Origin of the sequence: Pseudomonas sp. TWR1-1-3 (assembly GCF_049896805.1) — a bacterium.
Classification (GTDB): domain Bacteria; phylum Pseudomonadota; class Gammaproteobacteria; order Pseudomonadales; family Pseudomonadaceae; genus Aquipseudomonas; species Aquipseudomonas bubulae.
Genome location: NZ_JAFCUZ010000001.1, coordinates 777,685 through 795,611, shown reverse-complemented (window position 1 = coordinate 795,611; position 17,927 = coordinate 777,685). Strand labels below are relative to the sequence as shown.

Here is a 17,927-nt window from a genome sequence, read left to right as displayed (position 1 = left end):
TGAACCCCGACGCCAGACGCGTCCCGGATCATAATAAGGAGCGTAAGGATGGCAACGCCTGTTACAGCGTCACCGATAAATATGCCTGCCGTGAAGACCGTGGGCTTTCTGGTGATACCAAACTTCACCACCATCGGTTTTGCCTCGGCCATCGAAACCTTGCGCATGGCCAATATGGCAGCGCGCTGTGAAATGTTTCGCAGCGTTATCATTGCCCCCACCCTCGATCCGGTCATGGCCAGCAACGGCATGCGTATCCTGCCCGACTATGTGATCGGCGATGCACCAAAACTGGACATTTTGCTGGTGGTGGGTTCAAACCCGATCGTCTCCCACCTCAGCAGCCGCCCGGTGCTCAACTGGCTGCGCAAACTGGCCCACGAACAAGTGGCGCTGGGCGGGATCTGCACCGGCAGCTACTGGCTGGCCCGCGCCGGGCTGCTCAAGGGTTATCGCTGCACCATCCACTGGGAAGATATCGAAACCCTCAAGGACCATTTCCCGGGGATCATTATTTCCAATCAGTTATTCGAACTGGATCGCGATCGCTATACCTGCTCGGGTGGCGTGGCGTCGATGGACATGACCTTGCAATTGATTGCCCGCGAACCGGGTGGCCGCGAGATTGCGGCCCACGCTGCCGAGTTGCTGCTGTGTGACCGAGCCCGCGGGCCGCAAGAGCAACAGCGCGTACCGCTGCGCCAGAAGCTGGGTACATCGCAGCCCAAACTGAGTCAGGTGGTGGCAATCATGGAGGCCAATCTGGAAGAGCCGGTCAGCCTGGAAGACCTGGCGCGGTTGAACGAAGTGTCGGTACGTCAGCTGGAACGCCTGTTCCACAAACACCTGCAACGCACACCCAGCCAGTACTACCTGGAGTTACGCCTGGCCAGGGCCCGGAGCCTGTTGCTGCGCAGCGAATCACAAGTGCGGGATATCGCCCTGGCCTGTGGCTTTGTCTCGGCGGCGCATTTTTCCAAGTGCTATAGCCGCCTGTTTGGTGTATCGCCCATTGGTGAGCGCAAGCAGGTGGCGTTGCACTAAAACATCACCCGTAGCAGCTGCCGAGCGGAGCGAGGCTGCTACGGAGGCAGGAGGCGGCAGGTTAATCCTGCAACGCCTTGTGCGCGGTCTCGCGGCTGGCCAGCATCGCCACCAGTGCCACTGCCGCGGCGGCCAGCAGGTACCAGGCCGGGGCCATTTTGTTGCCGGTCATCTGAATCAGCCAGGTGGCAATAAACGGCGCAGTCCCGCCAAACACGGCGTTGGCCACGTTAAAGCTGAAGGCAAAACCGCTGAAGCGCACCCGGGTCGGGAAGATCTCGGCCAGAAAGCACGGCAAGGTGCCGTCGTTCATTGCCAGGATGGCACCGAAGGCAATCTGGATCATCAGAATCACCAGCAGTGACGGGTTGCCCAGCATCCCGAACAGCGGAAAGGTCAGCAGCAGGAACATCACCGAGGCACTGACCAGCATGGTCTTGCGGCCATAACGGTCAGACAGCTTGCCCATCAAAAAAATCAGGCCGATGTAAGTCGCCAGCGACACCGTGGAAGCGATAAAGGAATCACTCTCGCTCATGCCCATTTCCGTCGACAGGTAGGTCGGCATGTAACTGAGCAACAGGTAGAAGGCCACCGCATTCAGACAGGTCACGCCAATGCCGATCAACACTGGTCGACGATGCACCGTGAGCAACTCGCGAACCGGGGCATGGGTCGCACACTCCTTGGCTTCCAGACGCTTTTCCATCTCCAGGAACTTGGGTGAGTCCTGCAAATGCACACGGATATAGCGCCCCACCAGGCCAAAGGGTGCCGCCAGCAGAAACGGCAGGCGCCAGCCCCAGTCGTGCAGGTTTTCAACCGTCATCAAGGCATGCATGCCCGCGACAAATATCGCGCCAAACAACAGGCCGGCCGCCGTGCTCGCCGGTACGATGCTGGTATAAAAACCGCGCTTGCCCTCAGGTGCATACTCGGCCAGAAACGCCGAAGCACCCGCGTATTCCCCTGAGGCCGAAAAGCCCTGTACCAGACGAATCAACAACAGCAACACCGGTGCCCAGAGACCGATCTGGTTATAGGTGGGCAGCATGCCGATGCAAAAAGTCGCCACGGTCATAATCAGGATCGACCAGGACAAGGCGCTGCGCCGCCCGTACTTGTCGCCAAAATGCCCCCAGACCAGACCACCGAACGGGCGCACGATAAACGACAGGGCGAACACCGCGAAAGTGGCCAGCAGCCCGGTGGTGGTATCGGTTTGCGGGAAGAACGTCAGGGCGATGACCGTCGCCAGGTAACCATAGGCAGCGTAGTCAAACCACTCGACAAAGTTGCCCATAAAGCTGGCTGTGGCGGCACGGCGCAATGCCTTGCGCTCACTGAGGCGCTCGACCTGCTGTTCGGGGGTCAGGGGCAAAGCGATAGTTGCGCTGGGGATACTCATTGAGCACCTCCTGAGAAAGAGATGCGTGATGGAAAAATGGCAAGCAACGTCGCGACATGGGACATGACAGATACCCTCATTGTGTTCTTTTTGGCAGGGGTAAACAGGTCAGAAAACGCTGCGCAATCTGTGTGCGCATACGTTGGTATCGAGCTCGGAGTGGGAGCGAGCCTGCTCGCGAAGGTATCACCCCGGATGACGAGGCGCCGCGGTGATACCTTCGCGGGCAGGCCCGCTCCCACAATGCCGCGCAATGACTATTTTTTGATGATGTTGTGCTGCGGGCCATACGGGAAGTGGGTGATGTTCTCGCCGCCCTTTTCGTTGACGATCAGGATATCGTGCTCGCGATACCCACCTGCTCCCGGACGACCTTCAGGGATCATGATCATTGGCTCGATCGACACCACCATGCCCGGCTCCAGCACCGTGTCGATATCTTCACGCAACTCCAGCCCGGCCTCGCGGCCATAGTAATGACTGAGGGTGCCAAAGGAGTGACCATACCCGAAGGTGCGGTATTGCAGCAGATCGTGTTCCATGAAAATTTCATTGAGCTGCAGAGCAATGTCCGAACACTTCATGCCGGGCCTGATCAGCTTCAGGCCGGCCTCGTGTACCTTGACGTTGACCTCCCACAGGCGCAGGTGCTCGTCGGAGCAATGGTCCAGAAACAGGGTGCGTTCCAGCGCCGTGTAGTAACCGGCAATCATCGGGAAGCAGTTGAGGCTGAGGATATCGCCCTTGTTCACCTTGCGGCTGGTGACCGGGTTATGGGCGCCGTCGGTGTTGATCCCCGACTGGAACCAGGTCCAGGTATCCATCAACTCCGAATCGGGAAAGGTACGGGCAATTTCACGCACCATCGCCTGGGTGGCATGCAGCGCCACTTCATATTCCGGCACCTGATCGCGCAAGGCCTCGACGATGGCCGCGCCACCAATATCGGCAATCCGTGCGCCGTGGCGAATGATGGCGTGTTCTTCCGCCGACTTGATCATGCGCATACGCATGCACGGCGCGGCGATGTCCACCAGCTCGGCCTGGGGATAGCGGCTGGCGAGCTTGTCGCGATTGAGCAGGTTCATGTGGTCGAACTCGATACCGATGCGCCCCGCCTTGGGCAGCGCCTGCTGGATCGCCACAAAGTAGTTGTCGCGCTGCCAGTCGGTATACACGATGTTGTCGGTGCCCATGGTCCGGCGCCACGGCTGCCCGCCGTCAATATTGGCGCTGATGGTCACCGCGCTGTCCTGGGTCACCACCAGCGCGTAGTTGCGGCCAAATGAGCAATACAGGAAATCGCTGTAGTAGTTGAGGTTGTGGTACGAGGTGAACACAGCAGCATCGATATTGTGCTGCGCCATATAGGCCCGCAGTTTTCCCTGGCGGTTGGCGTACTCCTGGGCCGAGAACGTCGGAGTGACCTTTTCGCCGTTCTTTATCTGGATGGTTTTCGGCATTTGCATGGCATATGTCCCTGTCATTGATCGAGCGTCAGGAGCCGCCGGCAGGCGGGTCGTTGAGGAACATTCGAACAGATACAGGCACGGCTTTTTTGCGCGAATCCGACCTGTAGTTGATCAGATCCGCTGTGCAATCTTGCCCTCTATCCTTGATAGCATTTGCGCAGCATGGCCAATGATGGGATATTCGCAAATGTGAAATATTCTCATTAGAACCCCTATGCACACATCCCCCCGGCTACTTCTGGTAGAAGACGACTTCAGGCTGCGCCACGATCTGGAGCGACATCTGCTGCAACGCGGCTTTGCCGTGACATCCTGCATCGACGGCATCCAGGGCCTGAGCGCTTTGCAGTCGCAGTGTTTCGACCTGGTGCTGCTCGATATCATGCTGCCCGGCATGGACGGTCTGGCGCTGCTGGAAGCCCTGCGCCTGCAACAAAACGTCCCGGTGATGCTGATGTCGGCCTTGGGCAACGAGCAAGACCGAATCACCGGGTTTACCCGAGGTGCCGACGACTATCTGCCCAAACCCTTCAGCCTCGCCGAGCTGGACGCCCGCACCGATGCCCTGCTGCGGCGCATGGCCATGTTCCAGCGCCCGCCGGGGCTGCCGCACCACCCGCGGCTGAGCTTTGATGAAGAGGCTCTGGACGTGGTGCACAACGGCCAGAGTGCAGGCCTGACCCACTCCGAATTCCGCCTGCTGAGCATCCTGCACGAACATGATGGCGAGGCCTTGAGCAAGGCGTTTCTCTACCAGCAGGTGCTTCACCGCGTCTACACCCGGCTGGACCGCGGCCTGGATGTGCATGTGTGCAATGTGCGGCGCAAGCTGGCGGCCATTGGCGTGCGGCATGTGCAGATCCAGGCCGTGCGTGGCCAGGGTTATATCCTGGTCAGCATGGATAACCCCTGATGCGCCGCCATCCCTTGCTATGGAAACTGGCCCTGCTGCAAATCGCTTTCTGCCTGCTGCTGACCTGGATCATCTGGATCTGGGGAGTGTCGGCCGAACGTCGCACCTATTTTCTTTCGGCCGCCGACCAGCAGTACCTGGCCGACTACGCACAGCAGGCTGAAGGCATCTGGCACAACCAGGGCCCGGCCGGGTTGGCACGTTTTAGCGAAGAGCTGATGGCGAGGGAGGACACCTGGGTAACGGTACTGGGGCCAAACCTGCAAAGCCTGAGCAATACCCCTCTCACCGCCCACAACTATCGCCAGTTGACCTTTATGCGCCAACTGAACTGGCCCATGAGCCGACGTCTGCAGGACGAGCTGCCCTATGTCAGCATCCCCTTTCCCGGGCAGCCGCAACAAGGCCAGCTGGTGATCCAGCTTCCCGAGCGGTTGTTGCCCGGAGGCCTGACACCCTGGACCCATGTGCTCAGTCACGGCGTGATGCCAACGCTGCTGGCCGCGCTCCTCGGGCTGCTGATCTACCGCCACCTGGTGCTGCCACTCAACCGTTTGCGTGACCGCGCCGACGCCTTGCGTGCCGATGACCTGGACAGTGAAGCACCGCTGCCGCTGATCAAACGCAGGGATGAACTGGGGGAACTGGCCCAGGCCTTCGAACACATGGCCAGCCGCCTGCGCCAGAGCCTCAACCAGCAACGCCTGTTATTGCGCACCCTGTCCCATGAACTGCGTACCCCCCTGGCACGATTGCGCATCGCCCACGACAGCCATTTACCGGCTGAGCACATGCGCCAGCGACTCGATCGCGAGATCGACGATATGCAGCGCCTGCTGGAAGACACCCTCAACCTCGCCTGGATGGACACCGAGCGCCCGCAACTGGCAAGCGAGCCGGTGCTGGTACTGTCCGTATGGGAAGCCCTGTGTGAAGACGCCTGCTTTGAAAGCGGTTGGCCGGTCGAGCGACTGCCCTGTCTGCTGGGCGAAGACTGTTACGTGCAAGTGCATCTCGACAGCCTGGCCCAGGCCCTGGAAAACCTGCTGCGCAATGCAATACGTTATTCACCGCCTGCAGGCAAAGTGACTTTGAGCGGCTGGCGTGAAGGTGATGCCTGGCACCTCTGCCTGAGCGACCAAGGCCCCGGCGTTGATCCGCAGGACCTGGCCAGCCTGTTCGTGCCCTACCAGCGCCTCAAGGGTTCGCTAGGCGAAGGCTTCGGCCTGGGCCTGGCCATCGCCCAACGTGCCATTGAACTGCAACAGGGCCGGTTGTGGGCCAGCAATGGCCAGCCGGGGCTGTGCATGCATGTGCTGTTGCCGGTGGCGCGTCCTCCTGACTGAAACAGAAAACCCTGTGGGCTTGCCCGCGATGCCGCCAACTCGGTTCAACAGACAAACAGCGGCGATCCCATCGCGGGTAAGCCCGCTCCCACAGTGAAGTGTTTAGAAAGTTAATGCGCTTTACTCTCAATTAGCAGTCATTATCATTCGTGATCTTCCTGTATCAGGCTGTCCCGGAGATCACCCGATGTTGCAACATGCGCTGCGCCCTATCGCTCCCTTCGTTCTGTCCGGCTGCTGCTTGCTGGCCAGCTCCGTGCATGCCGCTGCCGCGCTGGAGCTGGAAAACACCAACGTGGTTGCCACCGCCCTGGAAGAAACCAAACAGGCACCCGGGGTCTCGGTGATCACCGCAGAGGACATCAAGAAACGCCCACCGTCCAACGATCTGTCGCAGATCATCCGCACCATGCCCGGGGTCAATCTCACGGGCAACTCCACCAGCGGCCAGCGCGGCAACAACCGTCAGATCGACATCCGCGGCATGGGCCCGGAAAACACCCTGATCCTGGTTGACGGCAAACCGGTCAACAGCCGCAATTCGGTGCGCTACGGCTGGCGCGGCGAGCGTGACAGCCGTGGCGATACCAACTGGGTACCTGCCGATCAGGTAGAGAGCATCGAAGTGCTGCGCGGTCCGGCCGCCGCCCTCTACGGCAACGGCGCGGCTGGCGGCGTGGTGAATATCATCACCAAGCAGGCCGGGGCCGAAACCCACGGCGACGTCACGGTCTATTCCAACTTCCCGACCCACAAGGACGAAGGCGCCAGCAAGCGCGTGAGTTTCGGCCTCAACGGCCCGCTCACCGACAACCTGAGCTATCGCGTATACGGCAATATCGCCAAGACCGACCCGGATGACTGGGACATCAACTCAGGCCATGAATCAGAGCGCACCGGCAACCAGGCCGGCACCCTGCCCGCTGGCCGCGAAGGCGTGCGCAACAAGGATGTCAACGGCCTGCTCAGCTGGCGCATGACCCCGCAGCAGACCCTCGACTTCGAGGCTGGTTACAGCCGTCAGGGCAACCTCTATACCGGCGATACGCAAAACACCAACAGCAACGCCTACGTCAAAAGCCTGCTGGGCCACGAGACCAACCGTACCTACCGCGAAACCTATGCCCTGACCCACCGTGGTGAATGGGACTTTGGTAACTGCATGGCCTACCTGCAATACGAAAAAACCCGCAATACGCGGATCAACGAAGGCCTGGCAGGCGGCACCGAAGGCATTTTCAGCAGTGGTGATTTCTATACTGCGGTATTGCGCGACCTGACCGCCCACGGCGAGGTCAATCTGCCGCTGCACGCAGGTTTCGACCAGACCCTGACCCTGGGCAGCGAATGGACCCAGCAAAAGCTCGACGACCCCAGCGCCAACACCCAGTCCACCAGCGAAGGCGGTTCGGTCAGCGGCCTGAGCAGCAGCAATCGCAGCACCACCTCCTCGGCGCAGATTTTCTCGTTGTTTGCCGCCGACAATATCGAGCTGCTACCCGGCACCATGCTCACCCCCGGCCTGCGTCTGGACCACCACAGCGTGGTCGGCAACAACTGGAGCCCGTCGCTTAACCTGTCCCATGCCCTGACCGAAACAGTCACCCTCAAGGCCGGCATCGCCCGCGCCTATAAAGCGCCTAACCTGTACCAGCTCAACCCCGATTACCTGCTCTACAGCCGCGGCCAGGGTTGCTATGGCCAGAGCACCAGTTGCTACCTGCAAGGCAACGCCGACCTGAAAGCCGAAACCAGCGTCAACAAGGAACTGGGCATCGAGTACAAGGAGAACGGCGTCGTCGCTGGCCTGACTTACTTTCGCAACGATTACAAAAACAAGATCGAATCCGGCATGAGCCCCATCGGCAATGCCGTGGGCGGAACTGGCACCTATGCCAATGCCGCGATCTACCAGTGGGAAAACGTACCCAAGGCACTGGTCGAAGGCCTTGAAGGCACCCTTACCCTGCCCCTGGCGCCGCAACTGACCTGGACCAACAACTTCACCTATATGCTGCAATCGAAAAACAAGCAGACCGGTGACGCCCTGTCTGTCACCCCGCGCTACACCCTTAACTCCATGCTGGACTGGCAGGCAACCGATGACCTGTCGCTGCAAGCGAGCGTGGCCTGGTACGGCAAACAGACACCGAAAAAATTCGACTACCACGGCGACCGCGTCACCGGCACCGCCAACAACCAGCTTTCGCCTTATGCCATTGCCGGCATCAGCGGTACCTACGCCATTACGGCCAACCTGAGCCTGACCACGGGTATCGATAACCTGTTCGACAAGCGCCTGTTCCGTGAGGGCAACGCCCAGGGTGTGACCAATATCGCCGGGGCCGGGGCGGCGACTTACAACGAGCCGGGGCGTACGCTCTACACCAGCCTGACCGCGTCGTTTTAAAGCATAACGAGATTGCCTGATGAGAAACCTGACCCTGCCATTGACGCTGCTGCTTGCCCTGGCCCTCCCCGGGCAAGCCGCCCAGGCCCGGCCCGCGCCTGACCAGCTGATGGACACCCGCCTGCTGCAGCGCACAGATATGGACTACCGCTTCAGCCGCTTGCTGATCGACTCCGCCGATGGCCAGCGCCATTATCAGCTATGGATCGGTCGACCCAATGCCGCGCCGCCGAAAAAAGGTTTCCCGGTGCTGTGGATGCTCGACGGCAATGCCGCCATCGGCGCACTGGATGCCGACCTGCTGCGGGATCTTGCCCGTGGCAAGGCACCATTACTGGTCGCCATCGGCTACCAGACACCACTGCGCATCGAGCGCACTGCCCGCACTTACGACTACACCCCGAACAGGCCTGGCCTGACCGTGCAAACCGACCCGCTGAGCGGGTTGCCCAGTGGCGGTGCGGATGTCTTCCTGGACCTGTTGCGCGAGCGCATGCGCCCGGCGGTGGCGGCCAAGGCACCGATCAACCTGCAGGAGCAAACCTTGTGGGGCCATTCCTATGGCGGCCTGCTGGTGCTGCACGCCCTGCTCACCCGCCCCGGCGAATTTGCCCGTTACGCAGCGGCCAGCCCGTCGCTGTGGTGGGCCGACATCCACCCCGGCGCGGACTTCAAGCAACGCATGAACGGGCACAAGGCCGATTTGCTGTTGATGCGCGGCACGGCCGAACCCGCTAACCCGCGCGGCCCGAGCGACGGCGAGCCAGACAGACTGATCCGCCAACTGGCGGGTGAACTGAGTGATATCCCGGGACTGGCGGTTGACTATCAGACATTCGACGGCATGAGCCACGGCGAAACCCTGCCGGCTTCGCTGCGGCGGGTATTGCAAAACTTTTAGCCGCTGCCAGCCCAGCCAACTTTTGCGGGAGCGGGCTTGCTCGCGATGGCAGCGCCTCGGTTGGTCTGGCAGACTGCAGCGCCTGTATCGCGAGCAAGCCCGCTCCCACAAGGTATGCGGCGGTGTCCATCTCCCCTGGAAGTTTACGTGTTTGAATTAACCAGCTATCTGGGTCTGTTCCTCGCCGCCTTTGGCGCAGCATCGCTGCTGCCCATGCAGTCGGAAGCCGTGTTGGTCGGCATGCTGCTGTCAGGCAAATATGCAGCCCTGACCCTGCTGGCTGTCGCCACCCTGGGCAATGTGCTGGGCTCGGTACTGAATTGGCTGTTGGGCCGCTCGGTGGAACGCTTTCGGCACAAGCGCTGGTTTCCGGTCAGCGAGCAAAAGCTCGACAGGGCCCAGCAGTTCTATCTGCGTTACGGGCGCTGGTCACTGCTGCTGAGTTGGATGCCGATTATCGGCGATCCGCTGACCATGATCGCCGGGGTCATGCGCGAACCGCTGTGGAGTTTCGTGCTGATCGTCACCCTGGCCAAAGGTACCCGGTACCTGCTACTGACCGCGGCAACCCTGGGCTGGTCCTAGCAACCAGCCTGCGGGGTGTCAAACCGGCTCTGCGGCGATGCGGTTTTCCATGGCCGGAGGGTATTCAGGCAGCCAGGACAGGGGCATCAGCTGATTGTACTTTTGAAAGAACGAGGACTGGATCCGCCCGCGAATCGGCTCAAGCTGCTCAATCAGCTGCGTCAGTGCCTGCTGTTGCAAAGCCAGGTTCACTTCATCCTCGGCCGTATTGCTGTCGGGCAGTGCCAGCGACTGCAACACAATACTGTCACTGAAGTAAGCCGGCACCCGCCGACCATTACGGTGCAGCTGGTTTTCGGCGCGATAGCATTGCACAAGCCCCGCCATGACCATTTCGGCCTTGTTCAGGCCACTGGCCAGGCGCGGTTTCAGATTGCGTTTTTCGTCCAGAACTGACTGATACCTCACCAGTTGCTCATTGCAGGCCAGCACATCGGACTCCAACTGTTCAAGGAACTCATGCTTGAGTGCCATCAGTTCGTTGCGTACATCTGCAATTTCGTCCTGGTACACACCCAGTGCTTCGTTGCGACGCTTCTGCTGTTTGCCATACCCGGCGTGATTTTGCGCACGCAAGGCGCACAATTCAGCCTCGCGCTCCCGTGCGCGGTATTCCAGACGTTGCAGGCGTACGGCGTAATTGTTCAGCAGGTCCTGTGCCGCCCGCTCGAACGCCTGATCAAATTCGCCGCAACGTTTTACCGTGCCAACAATATCCAGTGCTGTCAGGCGGGTTTGCACCAGGGCGATGCGCGCCTCGGCCCAGGCCAGCACCTTGTGCCGTTCTGACTCAAGGGTCGTGCGGATCTGTTCTTCAATGGCCGTCAGCCGGGTGGCTTCCACAGGGGGATAGCCTTGCTCGCCATGGCGCCGGGCTTGCTCGACGATATTCAGCTCACGCTTGAGGCTTTCAAATTCAAGCGGTACCAGAAAAGGGTTATCCACGTGAGCACGGCTGCGCTCAGCCTGCCCCAAAATATTCAACAGCTTTTTGAATAACTGCATGGCGTTCGCTCCGCTAAACCCTTGATCTCAACAGCCGGCACTTCAGATTAATATCATCATGCCAATGCCTTTGCATAACAACAATAGATTAGTAGCACTTTGACATCTTCACAGCCAAAACCGTGGAAAAACAGCGTTATGGCGAATGATTCCTGATGCCAAATCTATAAGCTGACAGGCCTGTCAAGTTTATAAAAATTTATCCTGGCCACCCTGCAACGAAGTACTCTTTCAAGTAAATGCCTGCAAAATCCTGAAAAGACGGCGCTTTTAACCACAAAAATCAGTTTAGTTTCGATATTAAAAAAAACAAAAAAATACACAAAATCTGAAATCAAAATGAAACAGCCCCCCTCTACCTTTGCAACCTGTCACTTGAGACAGGTTCTGGGCATTTCTTCTGCGTCCTGGCAAACCGCAAGTGAAAACCTGAACGGATGTTCAGCTTTTTGATCCCCTCTGTGGATTGGAGTACACGCAATGCGAAGCTGGGAAGAACCCAAGAAAAAGCGTCTGCATATCGAAATCATCCCGATGATCGACGTGATGATGTTCCTGCTGGTGTTTTTTGTATTGATCAGTCTCAACGTGATACCCGCACTCGGCATCAAGACCCAGTTGCCAGGTGCCGCTCATGCGCAGCAGCTCAAGCCGCAAAACAAGGCGGTCATCACCCTGGGCCTGGACGAGCGCCTGCAACTGGATGGCAAGGATCTGAACCAGAGCGATCTGGTGGCTCAACTCAAGGCCATGGAAAACCCTGACGAAAAGATGGTGATCATCCTCAACAGCGATGCAGGTGTTGAGGTGGCGCGTCTGGTCAGCGTGATGGATGTGCTCAAGGGCAGCGGCTTCTCGTCTGTCTCCATTGCGACGCGGAAGCTGTAGGCCATGTCGGTTTTTTTCAAATCACGCAAAGCCATCGCCTGTTTGCCGGCCATCTGCCTGCTGGCGGTGGCCGTCCATAGCAGCATGGACACGGACCTGAAAATCACGCCCAAATACGACGACAGCAGCGTCGAAGTGGCCCTGATAGATCTGGATGAACTGCTGCCTCCCCCTCCCGAGCCTGAACCGGAGCCCGAGCAGGTCGCCGAGTTGCCACCACCGGAGGAGGAAGTGGTCGAAGCCGTGGAAATCGCGCCTCCCCCACCACCCAAACCCAAACCGCCAGCTCCCAGGCCGCCGCCACCCAAGCCCAAACCGCAGGTGGTCAAGGCCGTACCAACACCACCCAGGCCTCAACCTCTGCCTGTGCTGCAAGCGCCCACGCCTGCACCCGCTACGGCCCCCCCTGTAGCGCCAGCCAGATCGATTGCCCAGGCCCCGCGCGCCAACCCGGCAGACCTGGAGAGCCGCTATATCGCCCGGCTGCTGGCGGAGCTGGAGAAATACAAGCAATACCCGCGAGGTCGCGAGGCTTCACTGCAACGCCCGCAAGGCAATGTGGTGGTGTGGTTGCTGGTTGACCGTAGCGGCAAGGTGCTCGACTCGGGCATTGAAAAGAAGGCGACCAATATGCTGCTCAATCGTGCCGCACAAACCAGCTTGCAACGCCTCGATAAAGTTGTGCCCTTCCCCGAAGAAAGTTTCTCGGGCAAGGATAAATACCGTTTCAGCGCCACGCTTGTATACAACACAGAGCCATAACTAAAGCACGTCAGCTCTGACACTTACGCTTAGGGGAAACTGTTTTGAAACTCAATACTTTATTCGCAACGCTACTGGCCGTTGGGGTTGGCGGCTGGACGTTATCAACGCTCGCAGAAGATACCGTTGATATAGGCAAGGTCAATGTCACCGGACAGAGTCTGGGTAATGGGCTTATGGTCGAAGAAGACAGCGCCAAGGGCCGCTCGACCGTAACCAAGGAAGCGATGGACGAAATGGCACCGACTGCCAACGCCATCGACAAGCTCAAGTACACCCCCGGCATCAACGTTTCCAGCACCGACGCATCAGGGGTAAGCGGCACCAGTTTCACCATGCGCGGGATGAACTCCGACCAGGTCGGCGTCTCCTCGGACGGTATCCCGATCAACGATTCCGGGGACTATGCGGTGTATGCCAACCTGCTCGGCGACCCGGAAAACCTCGGCGAAGTCTTTGTCACCCAGGGTTCTTCGGAAATCGACGGCCCGCATATCGGCTCCAGTGGCGGCAACATTGGCCTGGTGACCATGCGCCCGACCAAGGACTTCGGCGTCTTTGTCAAACAGTCGGTCGGTTCCAACAGTTTGAACAAATCATTCGCGCGGATTAACACCGGCGATTTGAATGGTTTTAAAACCTTTGTCTCGGCGTCCCATACAGAAGGCGAAAAGTGGCGCGGCAAAGGCACCGTACGCGCCGACAGAGTTGAGTGGAACACCTTGTTCGAAGATGGCAACGGCAACTCGACCAATGCCATCTTCAAATACAGCACCCAGGAAAACTACAACTACAACACCCTGAGCAAGGCACAGTTCCAGAAGTCGGGCCGTGGCCTGGACTATGCCGAAATCCCGATCTACAACAGCAGCGGCAAGTTGACCCAGTACTACAAGATCAACCGCAACCCGTTTGAAAACGCCTCGGCCACCCTGACCCAGCGCTTTCAGTTGCGTGACGACCTGGCGCTGACCATCGCACCCTACTACTTCTGGTCCAATGGCGGCAGCTTCAGCGGCCAATCGGCGACCGGGCTGTCTTCGACCAGCGACAAGGCCGGCAACTTTGACCTCAGCGGACTGGCCTATGACACCTACTACCGCCCATCATGGACCGAGAGCTGGCGCCCTGGCGTGACCACTAAACTGAAATGGGACTTCAACGAAGCCCACAGCATCGATGTCGGTTACTGGTATGAACGTGCCCGCCAGCGCCAGACCCAGCCTTTTATCAGCATCACCGAAAACGGTACGCCGGATGATATCTGGGGCGACTACAACAGTGGCAACCAGCTCACCGACAAAAATGGCGCCACGGTACAGGGCCGTCACCAGTACACCGTCACCCCGGCACAGAAAATCTGGGCCCAGGACGTGTGGACGGTCACCCCTGACCTGACCCTCACCGGCGGCATTGCCTACCAGTACGTCGAACGCGACGGCAACAACCTCGGCAGCCTGTACAGCGCTCCCGAAAAGCGTGACGCCAGGTACCACGAGTTTTTGCCCAACTTCAGTGCGCGCTACCAGATCAACGAGCAGAACCAGGCGTTCTACAACGTCACCCGCAATATGCGTACGCCGCCCAACTATGTGCTCTACAACGCCGGCGACTCCATCAGCCTGGCCCCGGAACTGAGCTGGAACCAGGAACTGGGTTGGCGTTTCACCCAGGACGACATGCTGCTGAGCGCCACCCTGTTCCATATCTCGTACAAGGATCGTCAGCTGTCGACCACCAATGCCGACGGTGACTACGAAATGCTCAACGTCGGCAGCGTGGTCAACAAGGGTCTGGAACTGGAGTGGAGCGGCCTGCTGCCCTACAACTTCAACTACTACACCTCTTACACCTATACCAGCGCCGAGCAGCAGGATGACGTGACCACACGCAACAAGGAACTGCCCACCTCCGGCAAGCAACTGGCCAACGTGCCGAAAAACATGCTCAACGCCAGCCTGGGTTACGACAACAAGCGCTACTACGGCAACGTGGCCGCCAAGTATGTGGGCAGCTACTACGGCGACCTGACCAACGACCAGGAAATCTCCGGGCGTACCACCTTCGATATCAACGCCGGGGTGCGCCTGCCGGTGGACAAGAAGATCCTCAAGTCGGCGGCCATTCGCGTTTCGATGCTCAACGTGTTTGACAAGGAGTACCTGTCATCGGCGCGCACCGTGGTGCTCAACGCTGCACCGGTCAACGGCGTCAGCGCCGCCACGCCTTACTACAACGTCGGTGAAGAACGCACTGCCATGGTCTCTTTCGAAGCCAGCTTCTGACCTTGCTCCCCGGGCCTGCCTGCACGGCAGGCCCGGACCATAAACGCATCTGGAGGATTACTCGCATGAACATGAATCTGCTCCACGACATCACCTTCTACGTCATGTACGGCGCCGCTGCCCTGGCCGCTTTTGTGGTCGTCGAACGCTGCATCTTCTTCAGCTACTCGCTGCGCAAGGCGCGTCAGCTGGTGCCTGCGGTCAATGGCAAAGTCCGCAGCATCGCCGACCTGCCTGCCGGGCTGACCGCGCGCGACAGCCTGCCCCTGCAACTGCTCTCGCAGATCTACGACGGCCGTCGCCAACTGCATTCGCACCAGGAGCTTGAAGACCTCGGCCAGGCCATTTACATCTCCATGCGCGGCAAGCTGTCCCACAGCCTGTGGATCCTCGAAGCCGTGGTCGCCGGTGCGCCGCTGCTGGGCCTGCTCGGCACCATCATGGGCATCATCGACACCTTCAAGGCACTGGCCGAGGCCGGTGTTTCCGATCCGGGCGAAGTGTCCCGTGGCATCGGTACAGCCCTGTATGCCACCGCACTGGGGATCTCCATCGCGCTGGTGGGCATGGTCTTCAATAGCCATCTGCAAGATCGCCTTGAACTGATCAATGACCACCTCAAGATGCTTTTGCTGCGCGCAGGCCTGGGCACGCAATACGTCACCTCGTCAGCACCTGCCGTCGCCACTGCTGGCCAGCCACGTACCGCCTGACCGGCACCAAGGAGCTTGCATGTCGAATCTTCTCTCGCGTCTGCGCAGTGCCAGCCTGGTCATCCCGGCAGCATTGGTGCTGGGCGCCTGCCAGCAACCGGTCAAGCCGGTCGCTATCAATATTGCCGCGATCAACGATTTTCACGGCAATCTGGCCGCCACCCCGTTCACCTATGCCGATGCCACGGCGCCGACTGGCAAGGTGTCACTCAAGGCCGGGGGCATCAACGCCCTGAGCGGCGTGGTTGGCGAACTGCGCAACAGCGACCCGCAACTGCTGCTGATTGGCGCGGGCGACATGATCGGCGGCAGCCCGCCGATGTCTTCGATGTGGGCCGATGAGCCGACGCTCGAAGCCCTCGGCGAACTGGGGCTCAAGTTCAGTGTGGTTGGCAACCATGAACTGGATCTGGGCAAACTGGAGTTGCAACGCCAGATCAATGGCGGCTGCGTGTCGCCGCGCCCGGACAAGGCCTGCCAGTTTGACAACAACTACAGCGGCACGCGCTTCCCCTATATGGCGGCCAACCTGATCGACGCGCAAACCGGCAAACCACTGCTGCCTGCTTACCGTATCGAGCAGGCCAACGGCGCCAAAATCGCCTTTGTCGGCGCGGTGTTGCGCGACCTCCCGGCCTATGTAAGCCAGCAGAGCATGGACGGTCTGTACACCATTGACGAGGCCGAGGCGATCAACGCGCAACTGCCCGAACTGCGCAAACAAGGGGTGGATGCCGTGGTCGCGGTGATCCACCAAGGCGGTGAAACCACCGAACGCTTCGACCAGCAGGATTGCAGCCAGCTCAAGGGCGATATCGTCGATGTGGCCAGGCGTCTGGACCCGCAAATCAAAGTGGTGGTCACCGCTCACACCCACCAGGGCTACCTGTGCCGCCTGGGCGACAAGCTGATCACCCAGGGCAGCTCGTTCGGCCGCCTGCTGACCCATATCACCCTCACCGTGGACCCGGTCAACCACCAACTGCTCGATGCAAAGGCACAAAACATCGTGGTCGACCCCGCGCGCTACACGCCGCTGCCAGAAATTGCCGCGCTGCAGGCCGATATTGAAGCGCGCAGCAACGAACACCTGAACAAACCCGTGGCCCGTATCGCCACCCGCGAAATCAACCGCACCCTCAACGACGCTGGAGAATCGGCCATGGGCGACCTGATCGCCGATGCACAACTGCACGCCACCCGCGCCCTGGGTGCACAGGTGGCACTGACCAACCTGGGCGGCATCCGCACCGACCTGATGCTCGAACCCGGCCAGCAGCACCTGACCTATGGCCAGGTAGCCTCCGTACAACCGTTCAACAACACCCTGAACATCCTTACCCTCAGCGGTGCCCAGCTCAAGCAATTGCTGGAGCAGCAATGGCAGAACAACGGCTTCGGTTTTTATCCCCTGCAGCCATCGGCCACCCTCAGCTATCGCTGGGATGCCAGCAGGCCCCAGGGCCAGCGGATCATCGCCGACAGCCTGAAAATCGATGGCAAACCGGTGCTACCCGAGCAGACCTACCGGATCACGGTCAACTCGTTTATGGCCGGGGGCGGTGACAACTTCAGCGTACTCAACCAAGCCAGCCAGCGGGTGGATACCGGCCTCAACGATCTCCAGGCACTGGTCGATTATCTGCAAGCCCAGGACCGCGCCGGGCAGCCAGCGGGAGCAAGCACGCCACAACAACGGATTGAAAAAGTTGCCCAGACCCTGGCTGACGTCACCGCGAGCAACGCCCCATGAACCGCAGCTCCGAAGCTCAGGCGCAGTACGAGCGCCTGTTACCTGAAGCGATCGCCGCAGCCCGGGCAGCCTGGTGCCCGCACTCGAACTTCCCGGTGGGTGCGGCGCTGCTCACCGCCGATGACCGGATCATTCGCGGCTGCAACGTCGAGAACGCCTCATACGGCCTGACCAACTGTGCCGAACGCGGCGCCCTGTTCAGCGCCATTGCCCAGGGCCATGCACCTGCCAGTTTCAAGGCGATGCTGGTGTATGCCCCGAACGTGGCGCTGATCTCCCCGTGCGGCGCCTGCCGTCAGGTCATGCACGATCTGATGAGCCCTCACTGCGTGGTGTATTGCGTCGGCCACGAAGCGGCGGCGGCACGCGAGTGGACGGTCGAGCAATTGCTGCCCGGTGCCTTCGGTTTCTGAACCGGTGCGACCTTGATGCGTGACATACG

Annotated in this window: 15 protein-coding genes; 12 read left to right on the top strand and 3 right to left on the bottom strand. The window is 59.9% G+C overall.

Features of this window, described 5'->3' with window-relative positions:
* The first annotated feature begins 48 nt into the window (after positions 1 to 48).
* A complete protein-coding gene (locus ACP7BE_RS03545; RefSeq protein ID WP_095000345.1) occupies positions 49 to 1,044 on the top strand; it encodes a GlxA family transcriptional regulator in 996 nt (331 codons plus the stop codon).
* Positions 1,045 to 1,105: 61 nt separating this feature from the next.
* Here the strand turns inward: ACP7BE_RS03545 and ACP7BE_RS03540 are convergent, their stop codons facing one another.
* Positions 1,106 to 2,347, bottom strand: a complete 1,242-nt coding sequence (locus ACP7BE_RS03540) for an MFS transporter (RefSeq protein ID WP_370688607.1) — start codon at positions 2,345 to 2,347, stop codon at positions 1,106 to 1,108.
* Positions 2,348 to 2,709: 362 nt separating this feature from the next.
* Entirely contained in the window at positions 2,710 to 3,921 is a 1,212-nt protein-coding gene (locus ACP7BE_RS03535) for a M24 family metallopeptidase (RefSeq protein WP_095000347.1), read from the bottom strand.
* Positions 3,922 to 4,138: 217 nt separating this feature from the next.
* On the opposite strand from ACP7BE_RS03535, the gene ACP7BE_RS03530 reads away from it, so the two are divergent.
* From ACP7BE_RS03530 to ACP7BE_RS03510, 5 genes are all read left to right on the top strand, one after another.
* The gene (locus ACP7BE_RS03530; protein WP_095000348.1) at positions 4,139 to 4,837 is read left to right on the top strand and encodes a response regulator transcription factor; all 699 of its coding nucleotides are present in this window, start codon (positions 4,139 to 4,141) and stop codon (positions 4,835 to 4,837) included.
* Positions 4,837 to 6,183, top strand: a complete 1,347-nt coding sequence (locus ACP7BE_RS03525) for a HAMP domain-containing sensor histidine kinase (RefSeq protein ID WP_095000349.1) — start codon at positions 4,837 to 4,839, stop codon at positions 6,181 to 6,183. The genes ACP7BE_RS03530 and ACP7BE_RS03525 overlap by 1 nt, the downstream gene beginning before the upstream one ends.
* Positions 6,184 to 6,370: 187 nt before the next feature.
* Positions 6,371 to 8,593: a TonB-dependent siderophore receptor gene (locus tag ACP7BE_RS03520; RefSeq protein ID WP_426104752.1), complete on the top strand. Its 2,223-nt coding sequence runs from the start codon at positions 6,371 to 6,373 to the stop codon at positions 8,591 to 8,593.
* Positions 8,594 to 8,612: 19 nt separating this feature from the next.
* Positions 8,613 to 9,494, top strand: a complete 882-nt coding sequence (locus tag ACP7BE_RS03515) for an alpha/beta hydrolase (protein ID WP_150629221.1) — start codon at positions 8,613 to 8,615, stop codon at positions 9,492 to 9,494.
* A gap of 147 nt (positions 9,495 to 9,641) precedes the next feature.
* Positions 9,642 to 10,079, top strand: coding sequence for a YqaA family protein (locus ACP7BE_RS03510; protein ID WP_095031618.1), 438 nt, complete (start codon positions 9,642 to 9,644; stop codon positions 10,077 to 10,079).
* 18 nt (positions 10,080 to 10,097) lie between these two features.
* Here the strand turns inward: ACP7BE_RS03510 and ACP7BE_RS03505 are convergent, their stop codons facing one another.
* A complete protein-coding gene (locus ACP7BE_RS03505; RefSeq protein WP_095018007.1) occupies positions 10,098 to 11,084 on the bottom strand; it encodes a hypothetical protein in 987 nt (328 codons plus the stop codon).
* Positions 11,085 to 11,564: 480 nt separating this feature from the next.
* On the opposite strand from ACP7BE_RS03505, the gene ACP7BE_RS03500 reads away from it, so the two are divergent.
* The 6 genes from ACP7BE_RS03500 (at position 11,565) to ACP7BE_RS03475 (ending at position 17,898) form a co-directional block, all read left to right on the top strand.
* The gene (locus ACP7BE_RS03500; RefSeq protein WP_095000354.1) at positions 11,565 to 11,972 is read left to right on the top strand and encodes an ExbD/TolR family protein; all 408 of its coding nucleotides are present in this window, start codon (positions 11,565 to 11,567) and stop codon (positions 11,970 to 11,972) included.
* 3 nt (positions 11,973 to 11,975) lie between these two features.
* Entirely contained in the window at positions 11,976 to 12,734 is a 759-nt protein-coding gene (locus tag ACP7BE_RS03495) for an energy transducer TonB family protein (protein ID WP_426104749.1), read from the top strand.
* A 44-nt stretch (positions 12,735 to 12,778) separates the two neighbouring features.
* Positions 12,779 to 15,019: a TonB-dependent receptor family protein gene (locus ACP7BE_RS03490; RefSeq protein ID WP_426104747.1), complete on the top strand. Its 2,241-nt coding sequence runs from the start codon at positions 12,779 to 12,781 to the stop codon at positions 15,017 to 15,019.
* A gap of 65 nt (positions 15,020 to 15,084) precedes the next feature.
* Positions 15,085 to 15,732 carry a MotA/TolQ/ExbB proton channel family protein gene (locus tag ACP7BE_RS03485; protein WP_426104745.1) on the top strand — a complete coding sequence of 216 codons (648 nt, stop codon included), beginning with the start codon at positions 15,085 to 15,087 and terminating at the stop codon, positions 15,730 to 15,732.
* Between the two features lie 19 nt (positions 15,733 to 15,751).
* The gene (locus ACP7BE_RS03480) at positions 15,752 to 17,485 is read left to right on the top strand and encodes a bifunctional metallophosphatase/5'-nucleotidase (protein WP_153400467.1); all 1,734 of its coding nucleotides are present in this window, start codon (positions 15,752 to 15,754) and stop codon (positions 17,483 to 17,485) included.
* Positions 17,482 to 17,898, top strand: a complete 417-nt coding sequence (locus tag ACP7BE_RS03475; RefSeq protein ID WP_426104742.1) for a cytidine deaminase — start codon at positions 17,482 to 17,484, stop codon at positions 17,896 to 17,898. Before ACP7BE_RS03480 ends, ACP7BE_RS03475 begins: the two co-directional genes overlap by 4 nt.
* Positions 17,899 to 17,927: the final 29 nt, after the last annotated feature.